Here is a 20,743-nt window from a genome sequence, read left to right as displayed (position 1 = left end):
AGGATGGCTAGTATTAGAACCCGTAGAGGGAGCAATATGCTATTTGTCGATTTTTACTATATGGGTATACGCTGTCGGGAGACGACAAACCTAACAGACACACCAGCGAATCGCAAGAAGCTTGAAAAAGTGATTGAGAAAATGGAAGCAGAAATCGTTTTAGGACTGTTCAACTATGCTAAGTACTTTCCAAAAAGTGATAAAGCGGCACAGATGGTAGCGTTAAACAACCGCAAGGAATGCATTAGTACCGATACGCCCTCTTTTGAACAGTTTGCAAAATTATGGTTTTCTGAAAAAGAAATTGAATGGCGTGATACTTACAAGCGCAAAATAAAGGAGATTATTGATATGTACTTGATTGCTAAGTTTGGGACTAAACCCATTCATCTCATAAAAAAGACAGATGTATTAGCTTTCCGTTCATCCCTCGCCAAAGTGACTTACGGAAAAGCTAACAAACATCTGTCAGCGGCACGCATCAATTCGATAATGGTACCTTTAGGTATGATACTAAAAGAAGCAGCTAAACGCTATAAATTTGATAATCCTTACTACGATATCAATGCGCTCAAACAGCCCAAAACGGATATTCAACCATTCACACTAAGTGAGGTTTGGACGTTTATCAATGGGGTGAGAGCAGACTATCGCAATTATTATCTGGTACGTTTTTTCACAGGGATGCGTACGAGTGAGATCGATGGATTGACGTGGGAGAACATTGACTTTGATCGACGTGAGATTGTGATCAAACAAGCTTATGTTAAGGGCAAAATTGTTCCTCCTAAGACTCAGGAGTCTTATCGTGCGATTCAAATGTCACCTTGGGTCTACGATGCTCTGAAGGAACAGCAGACCATCACTTATAAGCGATCTGACTATGTATTTTGCGCGCATACAGGTGAACCACTTGATTATAACAACGTAAATAAACGTGTTTGGCACCCTACTCTTAAGATTTTAGGTCTGAAAAAGCGCAATGCTTATCAGACTCGTCATACTGCAGCAACGCTATGGTTAGCTGCTGGGGAAAGTCCTGAATGGATTGCTAGTCAAATGGGACACGCTACGACTAAGATGCTGTTTAATACTTATAGTCGCTACGTACCGAACATGACTAGGCAGGATGGTAGTGCGTTTGAAGCATTGGTCAATCGGAGTCAGATGGCTCAAGTATCTACTGACAAGGAGACGTCACGATGAAAATGATTGATTACGATAAACTGCATGCGACGTTTAAACCTAGTGGCTATGTCAGTAATGGCGCAGATAATATTGCTAACTACCTCATTTGTGAGATCTGTATTCAGTCAGGTACTGGTTTAGCTAGGTTCCTGAGTGTTGATAGTTGCTTTGATAATCATATGGCGCTGCGCATATGGGTTCAGACGCGCTTAGAGGCCAATCCTGACTATGTCGTTGATGATATGTGTAGTCAGCTACAGAGTGAGCTTTACGAGCTACTACCACACACTGGCTATGGATACTAAGGAGAATGTTATGAGTTTGAACTTTGTCTTTGATTCAGCTCTGGATGATACAGCAAAGCGTCTGTGCTATGAGTATTGGTCCTATGCGTCGCCCAGTGATTATATAGCGCATTTAGAACTGCTTTGTTATGACCACAACACGGAGACTGATGTTTTATTTGCTACACTTGCAAAATGTCAGGTTTATTTAGATGACGTACACTGTGAGTACTGTGGTCGTCCCTATCCATTAGATGTCCCAGCAGATATTCCTCATGCAAGGAGATTGAACTCTTGGGTTTGTGAGGGGTGTATTAGCTTTTCTGGTGGACAGCTTATTGTAGACAGATAGATTTTTGGAAGTAATTTATTGCCAGACGACTTAGGTTGTCTGGTTTTTTATTGTTTTTTAAATCTTTAGCGACATCAGTTGTCGTAAAGATTTTTTTATAAGTTGTTTTACCAACATAGTTCCGTTACTGTAAACCCATGACTTAATTATGGCGATATTTTTAACAAATGGAACTATTATGGCAAAACCTACCAATGCTTATACCGACAATAGTTTTGCCTCCTCTGATCTCAAAACCATTTTGCACTCCAAACGTGCCAATATCTATTACCTCTCGCACTGCCGCGTTATGCAAAAAGACGGCCGCGTCTTGTACCTTACTGAAGATGACAAAGCCAATCTTTATTACAACATCCCTATCGCCAATACCACTTCAATACTGCTCGGTACAGGTACATCGATCACTCAAGCGGCGATGCGCCTACTCTCACAAGCTGGGGTTTTGGTTGGTTTTTGCGGTGGCGGTGGTTCACCACTATTTATGGGTGCAGAACGAGAAGTCTATGTCGAATGGATGACGCCGCAGAGCGAGTATCGCCCAACTGAATACATTCAAGGCTGGATGAGTTGGTGGTGGGATGATGACAAGCGCTTGGCCGCTGCCAAGCACTTACAACATGCCCGCCTTGCCTATCTAAAAACTGTATGGAATAAAGACGGTGATTTAAAACGCTGGGGCTTTGATAGCAGTATTAATACGGTACATGCGCTAATTGACGCCAATATTCGTCAAATTGACAAACAACAAGAGGTCATGCACTTATTGCAGCTTGAAGCACGTTTGACCAAACAGCTATATAAACTCGCTGCAAAAAATACTGGCTACGATGGCTTTACTCGTGAGCACGATGGTATCGATAAAGCCAATGGTTTCCTCAATCACGGCAACTACCTGGCTTATGGGCTTGGAGCAACGACGGCTTGGACGCTCGGTATTCCACACGGCTTTGCGGTGATGCATGGTAAGACTCGTCGCGGGGCATTGGTGTTCGACATTGCCGATATTATCAAAGACGCTTTAGTGTTACCGCTCGCCTTTATCTGTGCCAGCGAAAATATGAGTGAACAGGAGTTTCGTCAAGAATGCCTGAATATGTTTACTAAGCATAAGGCACTGGATTATCAGTTTGAAGTCGTCAAGCAGATTGCTATGACTAAAAATTGGGAGGCATAAATGATTGTCATCTTTGTCTCCCAATGTGAAAAAAAGGCTCTAGGGCGCACTAGGCGTATTTTGGACGCTTTCGCCAACCGTATCGGTGACAATGTTTGGCAAACGGCGATTACTGAGGAAGGTCTCAAAACGGTTAAGCAATTATTACGTCAGTCAGCAACAAAGTCGACGGCGGTAAGCTGTCATCGCAATAAGACACGCCAGCTGACCGAACTGGTATGGGTGGTGGGCAATAAGCGTAAGTTTAATGAGGTTGGCGTGGTGCCTGTAAACCGTACCAAACGAAACATCCTACATAGTGAATGGGAAAATGATTGGGTCTATGCCAGTAGCATCCAAATTGTCGCGACAATTGCCGCTTTGCTCCATGATATTGGTAAATCCACCATTGGCTTTCAAAAAAAGCTCATGGTTGGTAGTAAACAGGGTGATTCTTATCGGCATGAATGGATATCATTAAAGCTGTTTGAACTGATGATAGTGGATTGCCCCACTGATGAGGCATGGCTTAACCGTTTGCTGCAATTAGATAAGTGGTTAGAAACCCACGATATAGAGAAACTGCTGGATAATACGAATCAAAATACCGTTGATATAAATACAATGCCGCCACTGGCACAGTGGGTCGCTTGGCTAATCGTTACGCACCACCGTCTACCGCCAATCAAACAGGTTTATTACCCACCAAGACAAATTGAGCGTTTAAAAAGCGCTGGCGGACTCATAGACATTAAAGCGGGATTGAACCAGTTCTACAGCAAGTTAAGCCCCATCGACTATTGGGTAAAAAACCCCAAGTCATTGGATGAAATGACCGACGCTCAATTAAAAAACTTTTGGCAATTTGATCACTTGGTAATCAATAGTCTAGCGTGGCAAAAAATCATTAGGCGCTGGTCTAAAAAAGCATTAAATGACCCTACTCTAGTCCAGCTTGGCCAACAAGCGCTGGAATCTAAAAAAGCCATCAGCGACCCGTTCTTATTACATTTATCTCGCCTGTGCTTGATGGTAGGTGATCACAATTACTCTAGTCTCAAAGAAGACGATGTTCGCTGTCTCAAAGTGGATAGCCGCTTTAAAAACCTAGCTGCTAATACCGATCGAACTGCTAACGTACCAACCGTTAAACAATCATTAGAAGAGCACTTATTAGGTGTCGGCGCATTTACCGCCCATTTCTGCCGTGCGTTGCCTATTATTGCCAGCGAAATGCCTGCCATACGTAATCACGACCCACTAGCCAAACCAACAGGAGAGGAACGTTTCAAATGGCAAAACCATGCTTTTAAAATGACTTACGGCTTACAAGATGCCACGCGCGAGCACGGATTTTTTGGGGTCAACATGGCATCAACGGGTGCGGGCAAAACCATTGGTAATGCTCGTATTATGTATGCGCTATCTGATCCAAAAAAGGGCGCACGTTTTACTATTGCTCTAGGCCTACGCATTTTAACGCTACAGACAGGCCTGAGCTTTCGCAAAAACCTAAAGTTAGAAGGCGATCAACTGGCAATACTAGTCGGTGGTAGCGCCAACAAAAAACTGTTTGAGCTGGCATACGATAACAAGAGTGAAGCGTTTACCGACATTATCGGCGAATATAAAAAAGACAATGAGCCCGATAACGAATCTGAAACCTTTGGTAGTGAGTCCAGCGAGGATTTGTTAGATGAGATCGTCGATAGCGAAATTGATTATCAGGACTATGAAGCACTCAATCTCGATACTGTCATTGCTAGCCCTAAAGCGCGCGATTTAATTTTTGCCCCTATCGTCACCTGTACGGTCGATCATATTATCCAAGCCAGTGAATGCAAACGCGGCGGCAAATACATTGCCCCTATGCTGAGATTGCTTAGTAGTGACTTGATACTGGATGAGCCTGATGACTTTGATCAAGCCGACTTGCCTGCGCTCGCGCGTCTAGTGCATCTTGCAGGGCTTTTTGGTACGCGAGTGCTACTTTCGTCTGCAACCTTAACACCTGATTTGGTCACAGGATTGTTTGAAGCGTATATGGAAGGACGCAAACTGTTTAACCAAAGTCAAAACAAGCCGACACCAAAAGTCGTTTGCGCATGGTTTGATGAACAACCCAAAGCGATGATGTCTGGGCAGTGCAGTGAGGTTAGTGACTTTCAAAACAGACATCAGCAATTTTGTGATAAGCGTGCCCGCTATTTAGCCAAGCAACCTATTAGACGTCAAGCCAAAATTCTACCCTTCTCAGCTCAATATACTAAGGATAAAGCACCGCAATTTTATAATGCTTTGGCACAAACGTTGGTTGATGCAGCCATAGGTCTGCACGAAAAGCATCATGAAGTATCGTCTAATTCTGACAATAAATCTAGCAAAAATACGAGCGTTAGCATTGGACTGGTACGCATTGCCAATATCAGCAACATTACTCATATTGCCATACAGTTATTTCAAGCAAATGGCATAACGGTACCCGCAGATACAATCATACATGTGACCTGCTATCACGCCAAGCAGCTGTTGCTACTCCGTAATGCTTTAGAAAATAAGCTCGATAGAATTTTAGACCGTAGCAATAGTAAAATCAGCATTTTTGACCATTCTGAAATTAAGCAAGCTGTCGCTGATAACCCTAACAAAAACCATGTCTTTATAGTGCTTGCTACCCCTGTTGCCGAAGTCGGACGTGACCACGATTATGATTGGGCTATTGTAGAACCCTCCTCTATGCGCTCTATCATCCAGTTAGCTGGGCGTGTTTGGCGACACCGTCCTGACAAAGTCGCCAACGAGCCAAACATCTTTCTGCTGCAATATAACATCCGCTATTTTAAACATCCTAACGGCAAGCAGCCCATCTTTACGCACCCAGGGTTTGAGACTACTTTATTTAAGCCACCAAGCTACGATCTAAACAAGCTAATGACAACAGAGCAATTGGTACAAGTGGATGCCAGACCAAGAATTGAGGCATCTCACAATAAAAAGATTGAAAACTTAAGTGACCTTGAACATCAAGTAATGCGGCACCTATTAAATAATCCTAAGCTCAACTACGTCAATGCGTACTGGGATAGTAACGCTACTGCCAATCGTGCCCACACGCATCTGCAACAAATTAGCCCCTTTCGCGCAGGTACGCCACAAGACGACTGGCTACTAATTCCCAAAATAGTTAAGGATGATGAGGATACTGATGAGCCAACACAAGGCTTTGATGCATACCATAGCGAGGATGTATTTGAGAAAGGCTTGGCTAAATCCACTATTCACAACAAAACGATTCAGCCGCTACCCTTTGACTTTGTACATACACAAATAAAACCTTGGTTGACCGTGTCATTAAATAGCGTATTACAAGAGTTGCAACAATCTGAGCCCGACAAAAGCCTGCGATCCTTGGCGATCACCTACTCGTCTGTATCGCTTAACAGTATCAGCACCAGAGACAGTCGTGGCTGGGCTTTTCATGAATTTTTTGGCTTTATTCGTGACTAATTAAAAGACATAAAAAAGCACGGCGTGAACCGTGCTTTGGGTATAAACCACCTATGCGGTGATGAAAAAAAGTTTTCTACTGTAATAGCATTTTCTAAGTCACCTATACGGTGAGCTAGCATTATAACAGCTTCACATCATATTCTTAGAATTGACTAAGAAATCTATTTACTATTCGTTTGAGTAATTGTATAGTAAAACTAAATCAATATATTTTAAAAGTTTTCTTATGTAATAGCATGGATAAAACCATATCTTATAAATAATAGGGAAGGAGACAATCTTGAATGAAATACCTCAAGAACTAGCCAGCAATGCGGTCAAAGCATTTCTCACTAGCCAATACGATAAAAAAACCGACACGGAACAAAAGCAGCTCGCTAAAGCCATTGAAAGTAGCGACCACGAAAAAATTACAGAATTAAAAGAGACATTGGCAGCTGCCAAGGAACGATATAGTCCAGCCAACTGGGTTACTGACGCTACTAATCGTATGGCAAAACAATTAAATTTTGGTACACATATCTCAAAAGGTGTGCATCCTGATGCTAAGGGAGATAATGTCAGTTTTAAACCAACGAACGATTTCCCAGAGACTATCATTGGCACGCACTCAATAGACAGCAGTTATATTGATGCTAATGGTAATGCTGCTGCCCTACCCCTCGCCGCGTTTTTTGATTTTACCGTAGACGAGACAACCAAAATTCGTGATCTTATTTTGGCTGACGATCCTAATTTTATTGCCTCTCTTGCCAGCGACCAGATACTAGCCAATACATACCATCAAGCCTTTAAAACTGCTTTGCAAAATATCATCGACGAGCCTATTACCCATGAGCGCAATAAGCAGACGCTTTGGGTCACGAACGCCTATGAAGTCTCAGATCTTGACGCGCTTGAGTATATCAATATCGTTCCCCTGTATCCCTCTGTTCTCACCCATGAAATCTATCAGCGCATCAATCGTCTTAAGTTTTCTGATGAAAACAAAACAGCCCGTGATAATCGCTTTAAGAAGACGGCTGAACAGCAGCCCTATGTCAGTTTAAATGATTTGGCAACGCTTCAACTTGGTGGTACCAAACCGCAGAACGTCAGCTTGCTCATGAGTAAACAAGGCGGTCGCAACTACCTACTCCCCTCACTCCCGCCTATTATCAAACAAGATCGTGCTTTTAAACTGTCCAAATTTGCCGATAGTATTTTTGGCACTGGTATGGAATACAACGCTCGCGAGGCCATTCAAAGTATTTTTAAATCTATCAAAGACCCTCGTAATGTCGTTGATGTCAGAGAAGCTCGCAAACGAGCCATTGATGAAGTGCTATACCAGATATTTAGTGCAGCAGAAGATATCCGCACGAACCTGCCCGCTGGCTGGTCAAAAGACTATGAACTTAATCGTTATGAGAAGCTTTGGCTCGACCCCAAACGTGCTGATCTTGAAGGGGAAGAGGACTTTAAATCTGAGCGTGAGCAAGACGACGCTTGGCATGGCAAGATTGTCCACGGCTTTGCGCGTTGGCTCAATACCTTAATGCAGGCTGAATTTAAAGTCATAGCCAGCGATTTTGGTGATGCTGAGCATTTGGACTGGGAGCGTGAGATTGAAGATATGAAAAAACGCTACGAGCGCGCAGGCAAAGGAGTATTTTTATGAGCCGTATAGATGATGATAACGATCTCAGTGTAATTGGTTATTTACTGTTTAAAAAGGTGGTCATTGAAGGCGCGAATACCATTTCAAGCCCGTTGACTTATGGCTTCCCTGCTATTACTGGTTTTTTGGGTAGCTTTCATGCGATGTCACGTAAGATGGCGGACGATGAGATACTGTCTGAGGTCTCTTTGGGCGGCGTACTACTGGCCTGCCACGACTGCCAGCCTCACATGTATCGCCCTAACACTTATAACAATTATACCTTTAACCAAACGCGTAACCCTATCAAAAAAGACGGCAAAACCGCCTCCATTATCGAAGAAGGTAAATGCCGTTTGGTAATGACGTTTGTGGTAGAAATCTTAGGCTCAGATCACTTAACTGATGAGCAGCAAGATTATGCCAAGCAAAAAACCATACAATGGTTGCAACAACAGCGTATGGCTGGTGGTAGCGTACAGGGTTTAGCCAGATTTGAACCAGTACAGTTTTTTGATAGCCATGATATTGGCTCGGTCATACCACAGCTTTTGCCTGCCTTTGTATTAATGGACGCGCAAGACGAGTTTACGCAGATCATAGATACAGTAAAAAAAGAAAAGCCAGACACTACACCACTCGATGTTTTGATAGACGTTTGCGCATTGCATCATATTCCTGAAACCCAGAAAAACGGCGATACCAAATGGCTGACTACATCACGTAAGAGTGGTCATGGCTGGCTCGTACCAATACCGATCGGCTATCAAGGTATTTCTGAGCTTTTTGAAGCTGGCACTATGCAAAACGTGCGAAATCCTGAATACCCCAGTCAATATGTCGAGGCGATTTATAGTCTTGGTAAATGGGTCTATCCGCAGCGTTTGGGTAGTATTGGCGGTGATAACGACATTGCTAATGCTTTTTGGCGTTACCGTTATGATGTATCTGATGCTTTGTACTTACTCACACAAAAGCAAGCGCTTTAAATTCACTTCTTACTTTTCAGTACCACAGTTTTACGACACATTTACTTAAACTTTTATCATGGAGAACCACATGTCAAAATCAGCCTTAAAAACTGCCTCTGTCCTCGCTTTTGAACGTAATTTAGACGTATCAGATGCTTATCTATGGCAAACCAACAGCCAAGCAAGTGGTGACAATATAGCAGTATCTCCCGTCGTCATCAAAGAGAAGTCCGTACGCGGTACGATTAGTAACCGCTTAAAAAACGCCATAACCAATGACCCTGCAAAACTGGACGCCGAAACAGAAAAAGCCAACTTACAAAAGGTGGATTCAGCATCACTAGATGAAAACAACGATACCTTAATTGCGCGTTTTAGCCTAAAAGTGTTGCCCTTTACAGGTAAGCCAAATGTTTGTAATAACCAAGACTATCAACAAGCACTAGAGCAAGTCGTTACTGACTATATTGATAACCAAGGACTGGATGAATTGGCGCGTCGCTATGCGATTAATGTGCTAAATGCCCGTTGGTTATGGCGCAACCGCGTGGGCACTGAAAGTATAAAAGTGACTGTAAAATGCAATGAACAAACACTGACTATTGATGATGCAAAAACTTATAATCTGAAAAGTTTTGAGAATGATGATGCTACTATTAAGCAAGTAGCAGAGTGGATCAAATCAGGATTAAACGGTAATGCATTTACTATCCTATATGTAGAAGCATATGCCATCATTGGCTATGGTCAAGAGGTATACCCATCACAAGAGCTGATCCTCGATACAGGTAGCAAAAAAAGCAAGGTACTCTACCGTGTTAGTGATAAAAAAGGTGCGGAAGACAATGCAGGTATGCATTCTCAAAAGATCAGTAATGCTATTCGTACTATCGATACTTGGTATCCAGATGCCCAGTTTCCTATCGCTATCGAACCTTATGGCGCGGTGACCACACTAGGTACAGCATTCCGCCAACCCAAAGCTAAAATGGATTTTTATACCTTGTTCGATAACTGGGTACTCAAAGGTGATGCACCTGATGTTGAGCAGCAGCACTACGTCATGGGTGTGCTGATCCGTGGTGGTGTGTTCGGTGCCAGTGGTAAGGAGTAAGTTATGAGTCAGATGACCCATTACCAAGTGCTGACCATCTTACCTGATCCTGATATCGCGCCTTACTTTATTTGGCGTAAGCTGTTCAATCAGGTACACATTGCATTAGCTGAGATGAAGAACAAGCATGGCATCGAGTCCATCGGTGTCAGCTTTCCTGATTATCATTATGATAAAAAAGGCAAATCCTCTAAGCTGGGACTAAAGCTTCGAGTTTTTGCTCCCAGTAGCGATGAGTTAGTTAAGTTACAGATTAATAAGTGGCTTAGTAAATTAACCGATTACGTGGAAATTGGATTTATAGAAGAGGTCGACAAAAATGTAAAAAGCCACGTCAGCGTACATCGTTATCGCTTTAAACCTGTAGAAGTGCAGGCGCAAGCATTAGCGAAAAAGCTATCGATTGGCTATGAGGAAGCGATGGACACTGTCGCAAAACGCAAACCTGAGATGCCATTGCCTTTTATTCAAATGCACAGTCAAACCAATGATAGCGATTACCGCTTACAGGTCTTACAACGATCTTGTAGCGAGCCAAAATCAGGATTGTTTAATGTATATGGCATGAATGGTATGAGAAATAGCGTCACCGTTCCGCATTGGTGATCTGAATTGATGGTAATGACGAATTACCCAAAAATTGGGAATAAAAACCCTTTTTTTTGCGCTATTTAAAAATACACATAAAAATCAAACAGTTATATCAAAGCGAAAAACGGAGGGTAAAACAAGGGTTTTTGCCCTCTACGCTTTCATATAGCTTACTTTTTTGAGGTATAATTCCTCTTCATCACCGCATAGGTGACTTAGAAAGTCCTTTTGGGCGGTTTTTTATTATCTGAAATCTTCATCACCGCATAGGTGACTTAGAAACAGATAATCCATCTGCACGAAATCCTGTGAATCTTCATCACCGCATAGGTGACTTAGAAAACTTACTCTCTTATAAAAACCATTGTTAGCTGCTTCATCACCGCATAGGTGACTTAGAAAGTGGACAACACCAGCGACTTGAGACGCGCCCACTTCATCACCGCATAGGTGACTTAGAAAATTCAAGGTAATCAAAATAGTTACTCTGAGGGCTTCATCACCGCATAGGTGACTTAGAAACTAACGGTGTGAGATACAAAGCACTAGGTAACCTTCATCACCGCATAGGTGACTTAGAAATCAAAGTTATCCTTCCATACACCATAGCCTTTCTTCATCACCGCATAGGTGACTTAGAAATCTTAGTTAGTACGCAATAGCCGTCGGTTAAACTTCATCACCGCATAGGTGACTTAGAAATGTACCCAAGCTGATGCCGTAACTTCTACCTACTTCATCACCGCATAGGTGACTTAGAAATCACTTGAGAAGGAGGCTGCATGATTATCTTACTTCATCACCGCATAGGTGACTTAGAAATCTGGGTGAACCACTTAAACCATCAGCTCTAACTTCATCACCGCATAGGTGACTTAGAAAGTAGGCAGTCTGTAGCTCGTAATGTGGATATTCTTCATCACCGCATAGGTGACTTAGAAAATTGTTTGCACTATTAGCAGGTCTATTTAGTGCTTCATCACCGCATAGGTGACTTAGAAATTGTTGTTAAAGACAATACTATATTCCGAGGACTTCATCACCGCATAGGTGACTTAGAAATTATAGATACCAGCGTTATACTCGATGAGTGGCTTCATCACCGCATAGGTGACTTAGAAATTAGTGACCATGAGCGATACGAGTTTAGTCAACTTCATCACCGCATAGGTGACTTAGAAATTAAAAGAGCAGTTATTAACAATAAACTCTCTCTTCATCACCGCATAGGTGACTTAGAAACACAACCGCAAGCAATTTGTGGCGCAAGCAGCCTTCATCACCGCATAGGTGACTTAGAAAATCTTGCCAGCGACCAGATCAGCAATAACCACCTTCATCACCGCATAGGTGACTTAGAAATCACCGCCTGATTTGTCGTAAGACTTGCCACGCTTCATCACCGCATAGGTGACTTAGAAATCTGATCAAGAATGACGTTTCTAGCCTTAATTCTTCATCACCGCATAGGTGACTTAGAAATTGAGCCGCAGAAGGTCGATATACCAATTCAGCTTCATCACCGCATAGGTGACTTAGAAAAGCGAGCAGCATCGAGCTAAATACTGCTGCTGCTTCATCACCGCATAGGTGACTTAGAAAGATGATATTCCGTTCGCAAGGCACTTTGACGGCTTCATCACCGCATAGGTGACTTAGAAATGCAAACGCCATAGCCGTTCTACGCTCTTGTCCTTCATCACCGCATAGGTGACTTAGAAATATCATGCTATTGCCGTCGATAACCACCCAAACTTCATCACCGCATAGGTGACTTAGAAATAGTATAGGCAGCCTCAAACGCTTGCTTCATGCTTCATCACCGCATAGGTGACTTAGAAAGACCAACCAATGCCCCATGCTGCTGATGGTATCTTCATCACCGCATAGGTGACTTAGAAAACTCTCGCTGACTGGCTGCCACTCGTTCGACACTTCATCACCGCATAGGTGACTTAGAAAGACAGCGAGCGTTATGCACTGCCTACTGGTAACTTCATCACCGCATAGGTGACTTAGAAATGAGTGCGACGTAGATAAACTTGAGAAACTAACTTCATCACCGCATAGGTGACTTAGAAATTGTCCTTGAACACTGGTATAGCGCCAACCATCTTCATCACCGCATAGGTGACTTAGAAATTTAGCAGACTAATAGCCTTGATTGCGTCATCCTTCATCACCGCATAGGTGACTTAGAAAAAGCGAAAACCTAGCTGTCTGTCATGCAGTAGCTTCATCACCGCATAGGTGACTTAGAAAATCTTCGTTGCGTGGTGCAAATAAGTTATCCACTTCATCACCGCATAGGTGACTTAGAAAATAGACTCAACTGTAAAATCGTCTCTTTTGATCTTCATCACCGCATAGGTGACTTAGAAAACTGACACTGTTGACGCTAACATAAAACTGACCTTCATCACCGCATAGGTGACTTAGAAAACGGAGTCAGGCAGCGCATAGCAACTTTGGCACTTCATCACCGCATAGGTGACTTAGAAAGACATCGCAGAAGCTGCATCGTCAGCTACTCCCTTCATCACCGCATAGGTGACTTAGAAATCACTATGACCGCCTGTCTTGTCGGGTTGACCCTTCATCACCGCATAGGTGACTTAGAAAAGTTGCTAGAGGTGGTTGTAAGAACATAGATACTTCATCACCGCATAGGTGACTTAGAAACTCAGACCAAAGCTGACACTGCACAAGCTGCTCTTCATCACCGCATAGGTGACTTAGAAAATTGGAAGCAATGATGCAAAGCTCGGAACAATCTTCATCACCGCATAGGTGACTTAGAAAAATTGATGACGCAGTGAGCCAAGCAACCGCGACTTCATCACCGCATAGGTGACTTAGAAATCACCACCATCATCGCTATGACGTGATAGCGCCTTCATCACCGCATAGGTGACTTAGAAAGTGGCAAGTTGGCTCAACCATTTATCCATCATCTTCATCACCGCATAGGTGACTTAGAAATTGATGATACTGATGAGGACTGTGAGCAGCCACTTCATCACCGCATAGGTGACTTAGAAAACCTCTAGCACCTCATCGCTGCTCTGCTGAGCCTTCATCACCGCATAGGTGACTTAGAAAATGCCGCGATAGTCATCACCACGTACTCTGATCTTCATCACCGCATAGGTGACTTAGAAACCCCTCTTTGCCTTATTACTGGATATCTGTTTCTTCATCACCGCATAGGTGACTTAGAAAAGTGGGACGCTTCCAGTCGCCTAGATGCTGGACTTCATCACCGCATAGGTGACTTAGAAAAAAGCTGCTGCCGATGCTGCTGCCAAAGCCGACTTCATCACCGCATAGGTGACTTAGAAATCTATTAGTGAGCCTTATGCGTCTGTTTATGTCTTCATCACCGCATAGGTGACTTAGAAAACTGCTCAGATAAAGTATATCGTTGATAACTTCTTCATCACCGCATAGGTGACTTAGAAATACCGAGCGCAATTATCAGTTACAATAAATTACTTCATCACCGCATAGGTGACTTAGAAAATCCGTGAAGCACATATATTCAATCGAGTTTACTTCATCACCGCATAGGTGACTTAGAAAAACAGCTCAATGATTACATGGCGCAAGGCTTTCTTCATCACCGCATAGGTGACTTAGAAAATCAGTACAAAAAGAATCTGAAATATCTGTCGCTTCATCACCGCATAGGTGACTTAGAAAGTTTTAATCGACGGCTATCGCGTACTAACTAACTTCATCACCGCATAGGTGACTTAGAAAAATGTATTTTGTATAGTGTTGCAAGCCATGACCTTCATCACCGCATAGGTGACTTAGAAATACTCCAGTGCCCTTTTTAGGCACTACCCTAGTCTTCATCACCGCATAGGTGACTTAGAAAACAAACAGCAACAGCAAACAACACGCTTGTACCTTCATCACCGCATAGGTGACTTAGAAAACGGAGACGCTAAGCATGGCAATACAAGATGACTTCATCACCGCATAGGTGACTTAGAAATCAAAGAAGGTGTCGGAGCGGCTATCTTATCACTTCATCACCGCATAGGTGACTTAGAAATTCGCCCACCCATGAAGCAACGCCACCAGTTACTTCATCACCGCATAGGTGACTTAGAAAAATATTCAACGGTGAGACTGACATGATATTCGCTTCATCACCGCATAGGTGACTTAGAAAGATCAGATGCGACATCATGCGGTGTTTGCTTGCTTCATCACCGCATAGGTGACTTAGAAATGTCTTGAGTGGATTAAACGACCACGTAGCATCTTCATCACCGCATAGGTGACTTAGAAAGTGTCCACGATATGCAGCGTTACTTGAAACTTCTTCATCACCGCATAGGTGACTTAGAAATTTTGGCTCTTTGGGCAAAAATGCGGTTAGGCCTTCATCACCGCATAGGTGACTTAGAAAGCAGTCTGCAACAGCAAATAACACACTGGTGCCTTCATCACCGCATAGGTGACTTAGAAATGATCAAAGCACCATTCATCAAAACGTTTGCCCTTCATCACCGCATAGGTGACTTAGAAAATAACCTACCCCTTAAACCGATATTCGTTAATCTTCATCACCGCATAGGTGACTTAGAAAACGACCCTTGCCGTGTTCGCTAAAATTTGAGTCTTCATCACCGCATAGGTGACTTAGAAAGCTACAAAAGCGCATTAGGTCGGTCAAGATTGCTTCATCACCGCATAGGTGACTTAGAAAATAGTAGATAAGTAAGTAGTAAGAGCCTCACTCTTCATCACCGCATAGGTGACTTAGAAATTACCGCCACGCTTAGCACGTTTAACCATAAACTTCATCACCGCATAGGTGACTTAGAAATAAAGATAGTGCCGGCAGACATGAAGTGCTACCTTCATCACCGCATAGGTGACTTAGAAAGAGATATACAACCGATGGAAGTTTGCAAAGAACTTCATCACCGCATAGGTGACTTAGAAAACCACCTATTGATTTTAGCGTGTCGTTCTCACCTTCATCACCGCATAGGTGACTTAGAAAAAGCTTGAAGAGCTAAAAGGCGACATGCTTGCCTTCATCACCGCATAGGTGACTTAGAAATGGTTGTGCTGCCATAGCAAAGGGATTGGTAACTTCATCACCGCATAGGTGACTTAGAAAACGAGAAACCCAGTGATCCAGAAGCATTATTTCCTTCATCACCGCATAGGTGACTTAGAAATAAGCGCAAAACACCGCGTACAGACGCACAGCCTTCATCACCGCATAGGTGACTTAGAAAAGTACCACGCGCAAGCCCTGAACGATTGCCCTCTTCATCACCGCATAGGTGACTTAGAAAATCAATCGTTTAGGTAACTGGTATCAGCTAGTCTTCATCACCGCATAGGTGACTTAGAAAATTGGCGTTGATCTGACCTTGAAGCTCTGCGTCTTCATCACCGCATAGGTGACTTAGAAAAATCAATCGCCCTGTCTCGCCTGTCTCACTGTCTTCATCACCGCATAGGTGACTTAGAAAGATTGAAGGTGGTGATAAATATACTATTCAATCTTCATCACCGCATAGGTGACTTAGAAAGTTTAAATCCACATCATCATCGTTATAAACAACTTCATCACCGCATAGGTGACTTAGAAATTTGTCTCAATAGTAGTGGCGGCGGTTGTATCCTTCATCACCGCATAGGTGACTTAGAAAATCAGCGTTCGAGCAGACGCACGAAAGCCATGCTTCATCACCGCATAGGTGACTTAGAAACACGACCCTCGGCTTCGGAGACTGAACGCATACTTCATCACCGCATAGGTGACTTAGAAATTTGTTTGGAGTGACGGTATAGGTGTCACCAACTTCATCACCGCATAGGTGACTTAGAAATTGTACGTCCCTATGGCGCAAATTTAGCCAGTCTTCATCACCGCATAGGTGACTTAGAAACCGAACCCGAACCCGAACCCGATCCGAACACTCTTCATCACCGCATAGGTGACTTAGAAAAATAATCTGCATTCTCTTTATCTACTTCTGTCCTTCATCACCGCATAGGTGACTTAGAAACACAGGCAATAAGTCCATGGACACAGCGTTGGCTTCATCACCGCATAGGTGACTTAGAAAAACGGTAGGAAAATACCTTTGCTGGACTCGCACTTCATCACCGCATAGGTGACTTAGAAAATGCGGCTTGTTCAGGCGATAATTTGTTCGTGCTTCATCACCGCATAGGTGACTTAGAAAATTTGTGAGTAGCGGTCACTGCCGCTAAATATCTTCATCACCGCATAGGTGACTTAGAAATCAGCTAAGAAATTCATGGCTTGAGCAATATTCTTCATCACCGCATAGGTGACTTAGAAAATTTCAGAGCCTCATTGGATAAGAAGTTATTTCTTCATCACCGCATAGGTGACTTAGAAATACGAGCAGTACAGAGCGTTATGCAAGTTATGCTTCATCACCGCATAGGTGACTTAGAAAAAGGTTAAAGTCAAGCAGCAAGCGATAATCTGCTTCATCACCGCATAGGTGACTTAGAAAAAAAAAGCCCTCAAATGAGGGCGTATGTTTACTTCATCACCGCATAGGTGACTTAGAAACGCGAGGAAGTCACGATCAATAATCGTGGTAGCTTCATCACCGCATAGGTGACTTAGAAAAATAACTCATTACAAACAGCATCAGCAAATCACTTCATCACCGCATAGGTGACTTAGAAAGCTGTCATGTGCGAGGTCAGTTACCCGACGGCCTTCATCACCGCATAGGTGACTTAGAAAATCCAGTACCAGCGGGTACTGAGAGCGTTAGACTTCATCACCGCATAGGTGACTTAGAAAGTCTGCCCAGCCCACAAACACTTCCACCAGCTCTTCATCACCGCATAGGTGACTTAGAAATTTGTGTGTAATCGTGCGCGTGTGGTCAGAGACTTCATCACCGCATAGGTGACTTAGAAATAAGTAATATTGTATTGTGGGTACTGGCTTTTCTTCATCACCGCATAGGTGACTTAGAAATGATTACTCCATTAGACAACTTGTCTATCTACCTTCATCACCGCATAGGTGACTTAGAAACACATTCTGTCTAAATGCTCTTGCTCAGCAATATTCATCACTGCATAGGTGACTTATGAGCCATATTAAAAAAGCACAAAGAGTAAAACTCTTTGTGCTTTTCCTTCTAACAATCTTACTGAACATTTTTAATCTACAATCCCAAATAACACATCACCGAACGACTCTTAGCATCAAACTCACCACCTCGAAGCTCATCCAAATCATCCCTTGTCGTCTTAAAAACTGGTTTCAGATCTACGAAGTTTGCATTTTTAAAATACAGCGTATTGTATACATAATCACTTTCTGGCTGATAAAACAGCTCCAGGCGCGACAAGTCATACCCACGGTAGGTGGCATTGTTAAAGTCCACATAATAATGCACACCTTTGCTGTCTTCTACCACAGAGATATTTTTAATAGCGTCTCTATAGTTAGCCGGAAGTTTCGATCGGTAATCAGGTTTGACATAAGCGGTGTAACTGCCATCAGCTTTATACTGCTTTGCCATAAAAGACTCTTGAAAAGCGTCAAATCTTTTCTGAACTTGATTTTCTTTAGTTCCCTCAGTATAAGAGACTGGATCAAAACCACAACTGTTCTCAAACCAGCTGACCAACCCAACCAAATCTGTTTTTGATGAAGCAACTGTCTGAGATAAGGCAGCGGCTTTATTGGTTGGTTGCGCAATGCCTTGTTTAGGTAGATTTGAGGTAGCCTTGGCTTGTGAGTCATTCATAACGCCATTCATCTCACTACAGCCCGCCAAAGCAGCTCCCGTGGTCAGCACTACTAACAGTGTCACTGACTTCATAGATACCTTTAAAATAGTTTTCATAATCGTCCCTATCCGTCTTTTTATCATGTATTCCACTAAAACATTACCGTTGCTAAGCCCACTCATTTTGACGAGCTACTTGAGACCAATCGCATAGCTCCATGGTTGCTGCTGAAGATCATAGGTCTGAATGGCTTTGAGTTTGAAATCTTTACGATCATAACTATCAGGGCTATTACTCAATTTTTCTTCTAACTTATCCATGGTTGGATAGTAGTCATCTTGGCTAAAACTACCAAACAGCTTTTTGGCCATAAAATCGTGATAATTACCGTTATAGCCTGATACCTCAAACTCGGTATAGTATTTGTCCTGATATCTATTAACTACTAAGCTATCAGGTAACTCAATACGCGAAGGACAATTAAAACAGCCTGGTATGAACTTAATGTCCTCAAGTTTTACTTGATTAAGAATGTCTACTGTTCTAGTACTTTTAGCATTGAAACTTGCTCCGCTCGACGTTGCTTGATAATTACACTTCTCAGTATTGGGTGAGACTTGAATGCGGGTTATGAGGTTCCGGTTGTTTGCTTCAACGTTAACACTACAATCGTATGCGTCGCTATTACTATAACCACCACCTTCCTGCTTTTTGAGGCCAAGCTTATACTGACTGTTGACTGTCTTGACGTCTTTGCCTAAAGAGCTGGGTGATAAAAAGCTATTGTAGTCAGCTGCCATGGCAGTGGTACTCAACGTTAAGCCAAGTATAAGGCTCAGGCAAAGAGATTGTTTATTCATGGTACATGTCCTTTTATAAGTTAATAATTAATCAATTTTAGTCTACTTTTGTATTATAGCCATTATTAATTTAACAGGGCATTCAATCTAGCCACCCATTGATCAGCATCAACACTATCGGCTGCAAAAAAATCGTATCTCGGCTGCTCAGGGTTTCTGATGTACACACTCACATAGTGCTTACTGATTAAACTTCGTGTGGCGCCATACTGATTTTGCGTTTCTACTCCTTGCGAATAGGCCTGCCAACGCTGCACATCCACAAAGTCACAGACAATGACCTGAGGTCTGACTTTAGGATCAAGCGTAAAAGCAATGCGTCCAGCTTGTGCATCAACCAAAATTCCCACCGATTCATAATCCACCTGAAAGTTATAATTTTGTACGAGGTGCTGCTTAAAGTAATCATGATTCTGCTGGAAATAAGCGGGAACCTTGTCGTTCCTGATGAATCTAGCAAAAGCCTTAAATTGCGAACCTATCATTGAAGCTATAAATCCAAGTATGGCAGCGATAAGGTATATGAGAAATACGGTATCAAAAGGTACGCCCATAATTAAAAAGAGCACTGATAAACCACCCACCACTATCCAAAATTTCTTATTAGTAAGAAGCTGTGTCGACCAGCTAGGCTTACCTAAATTAAATTTAGGTGCACGGTTGTCAGGAGCCAATACTGTTTGGATAGTCATTCTTATCACTCTCTAGTCAATTAAAAGTCAGTTTTATTTCCCATATCATCTACACGACAAAAATCCGGCCTACATAGATAAATGGTAATACTACGTTATTCGTAGTAAAAATCAAGAAGAAATAGACGAAATTCGTAGTTTATTTATTTTGAGATGACCTATGAATTTACAGACTATATTTACTAAAAGGTTTAAAGAGGCACGAAAGGCAAAAGGACTTACGCAGGAGCAATTAGGTCTTGCTATTGGATTAGATGAGTTTGTCGCCAGTACGCGTATCAATCGTTATGAGCGCGGCATTCATCAACCGGATTTTCAAATACTGACATTAATAGCCAAGACGCTAAATGTACCGCCAGCTTATTTTTTTGCTGATGATGCGTTGGCGGCTCAGATACTTGAGTGGCGGTAGGATGGTTATAGTTAGATATAAAATAAGCGACTAGATAATATTCTTATCTATTTATATTAGTAGCTAAGCTTCAATCGACATGAACTCTCTTGTCGTTTCCCTTCTTCTTTATTCAAAATCATTAACTTTAACTATCATCCCGTTACTATAAGAAAGACTAAGCTGATATAGAGAGATATAAAAAGTTTAATTACCTATTAATAATTGTAT

Annotated in this window: 13 protein-coding genes and 1 CRISPR repeat array; of the genes, 10 read left to right on the top strand and 3 right to left on the bottom strand. The window is 42.5% G+C overall.

Going from position 1 to position 20,743, the window contains the following annotated elements; genetic code table 11:
- Positions 1-3: 3 nt before the first annotated feature.
- The 9 genes from QO189_RS08175 to cas6f all read left to right on the top strand — a co-directional run bounded on the left by QO189_RS08175 (position 4) and on the right by cas6f (position 10,817).
- The gene (locus QO189_RS08175; RefSeq protein ID WP_238036744.1) at positions 4-1,206 is read left to right on the top strand and encodes an Arm DNA-binding domain-containing protein; all 1,203 of its coding nucleotides are present in this window, start codon (positions 4-6) and stop codon (positions 1,204-1,206) included.
- Positions 1,203-1,493, top strand: coding sequence for a hypothetical protein (locus QO189_RS08170; RefSeq protein WP_238036741.1), 291 nt, complete (start codon positions 1,203-1,205; stop codon positions 1,491-1,493). Before QO189_RS08175 ends, QO189_RS08170 begins: the two co-directional genes overlap by 4 nt.
- Before the next feature lie 10 nt (positions 1,494-1,503).
- The gene (locus tag QO189_RS08165; RefSeq protein ID WP_371532348.1) at positions 1,504-1,824 is read left to right on the top strand and encodes a hypothetical protein; all 321 of its coding nucleotides are present in this window, start codon (positions 1,504-1,506) and stop codon (positions 1,822-1,824) included.
- 178 nt (positions 1,825-2,002) lie between these two features.
- Positions 2,003-2,998, top strand: coding sequence for a type I-F CRISPR-associated endonuclease Cas1f (gene cas1f / locus QO189_RS08160; protein WP_371532347.1), 996 nt, complete (start codon positions 2,003-2,005; stop codon positions 2,996-2,998).
- Positions 2,999-6,484, top strand: a complete 3,486-nt coding sequence (gene cas3f, locus QO189_RS08155; RefSeq protein WP_371532346.1) for a type I-F CRISPR-associated helicase Cas3f — start codon at positions 2,999-3,001, stop codon at positions 6,482-6,484.
- 283 nt (positions 6,485-6,767) lie between these two features.
- Positions 6,768-8,147 carry a type I-F CRISPR-associated protein Csy1 gene (csy1, locus tag QO189_RS08150; protein WP_371532345.1) on the top strand — a complete coding sequence of 460 codons (1,380 nt, stop codon included), beginning with the start codon at positions 6,768-6,770 and terminating at the stop codon, positions 8,145-8,147.
- Positions 8,144-9,115, top strand: a complete 972-nt coding sequence (csy2, locus tag QO189_RS08145) for a type I-F CRISPR-associated protein Csy2 (RefSeq protein ID WP_371532344.1) — start codon at positions 8,144-8,146, stop codon at positions 9,113-9,115. The genes csy1 and csy2 overlap by 4 nt, the downstream gene beginning before the upstream one ends.
- Before the next feature lie 70 nt (positions 9,116-9,185).
- On the top strand, positions 9,186-10,211 hold the full coding sequence (gene csy3 / locus QO189_RS08140) for a type I-F CRISPR-associated protein Csy3 (protein ID WP_371532343.1): 1,026 nt from the start codon (positions 9,186-9,188) through the stop codon (positions 10,209-10,211).
- A gap of 3 nt (positions 10,212-10,214) precedes the next feature.
- Entirely contained in the window at positions 10,215-10,817 is a 603-nt protein-coding gene (gene cas6f, locus QO189_RS08135; RefSeq protein WP_371532342.1) for a type I-F CRISPR-associated endoribonuclease Cas6/Csy4, read from the top strand.
- A gap of 179 nt (positions 10,818-10,996) precedes the next feature.
- Positions 10,997-17,925: direct repeats of the CRISPR family, unit length 28 nt; unit sequence CTTCATCACCGCATAGGTGACTTAGAAA.
- A 73-nt stretch (positions 17,926-17,998) separates the two neighbouring features.
- Here the strand turns inward: cas6f and QO189_RS08130 are convergent.
- The 3 genes from QO189_RS08130 to QO189_RS08120 all read right to left on the bottom strand — a co-directional run bounded on the left by QO189_RS08130 (position 17,999) and on the right by QO189_RS08120 (position 20,121).
- Positions 17,999-18,685: a hypothetical protein gene (locus QO189_RS08130; RefSeq protein WP_371532341.1), complete on the bottom strand. Its 687-nt coding sequence runs from the start codon at positions 18,683-18,685 to the stop codon at positions 17,999-18,001.
- Positions 18,686-18,760: 75 nt separating this feature from the next.
- Positions 18,761-19,429: a hypothetical protein gene (locus QO189_RS08125; protein WP_371532340.1), complete on the bottom strand. Its 669-nt coding sequence runs from the start codon at positions 19,427-19,429 to the stop codon at positions 18,761-18,763.
- Between the two features lie 65 nt (positions 19,430-19,494).
- The gene (locus QO189_RS08120) at positions 19,495-20,121 is read right to left on the bottom strand and encodes a hypothetical protein (protein WP_371532339.1); all 627 of its coding nucleotides are present in this window, start codon (positions 20,119-20,121) and stop codon (positions 19,495-19,497) included.
- A gap of 160 nt (positions 20,122-20,281) precedes the next feature.
- Here QO189_RS08120 and QO189_RS08115 point away from each other — a divergent pair, with 160 nt between their 5' ends.
- Positions 20,282-20,533, top strand: coding sequence for a helix-turn-helix domain-containing protein (locus tag QO189_RS08115; RefSeq protein WP_238036712.1), 252 nt, complete (start codon positions 20,282-20,284; stop codon positions 20,531-20,533).
- Positions 20,534-20,743 lie beyond the last annotated feature (210 nt).

The organism is Psychrobacter sp. Arc29, from assembly GCF_041431175.1.
GTDB lineage: Bacteria > Pseudomonadota > Gammaproteobacteria > Pseudomonadales > Moraxellaceae > Psychrobacter.
Note: the sequence above shows the minus strand (reverse complement) of the source record. Positions and strands in the feature narration are given on the sequence as shown.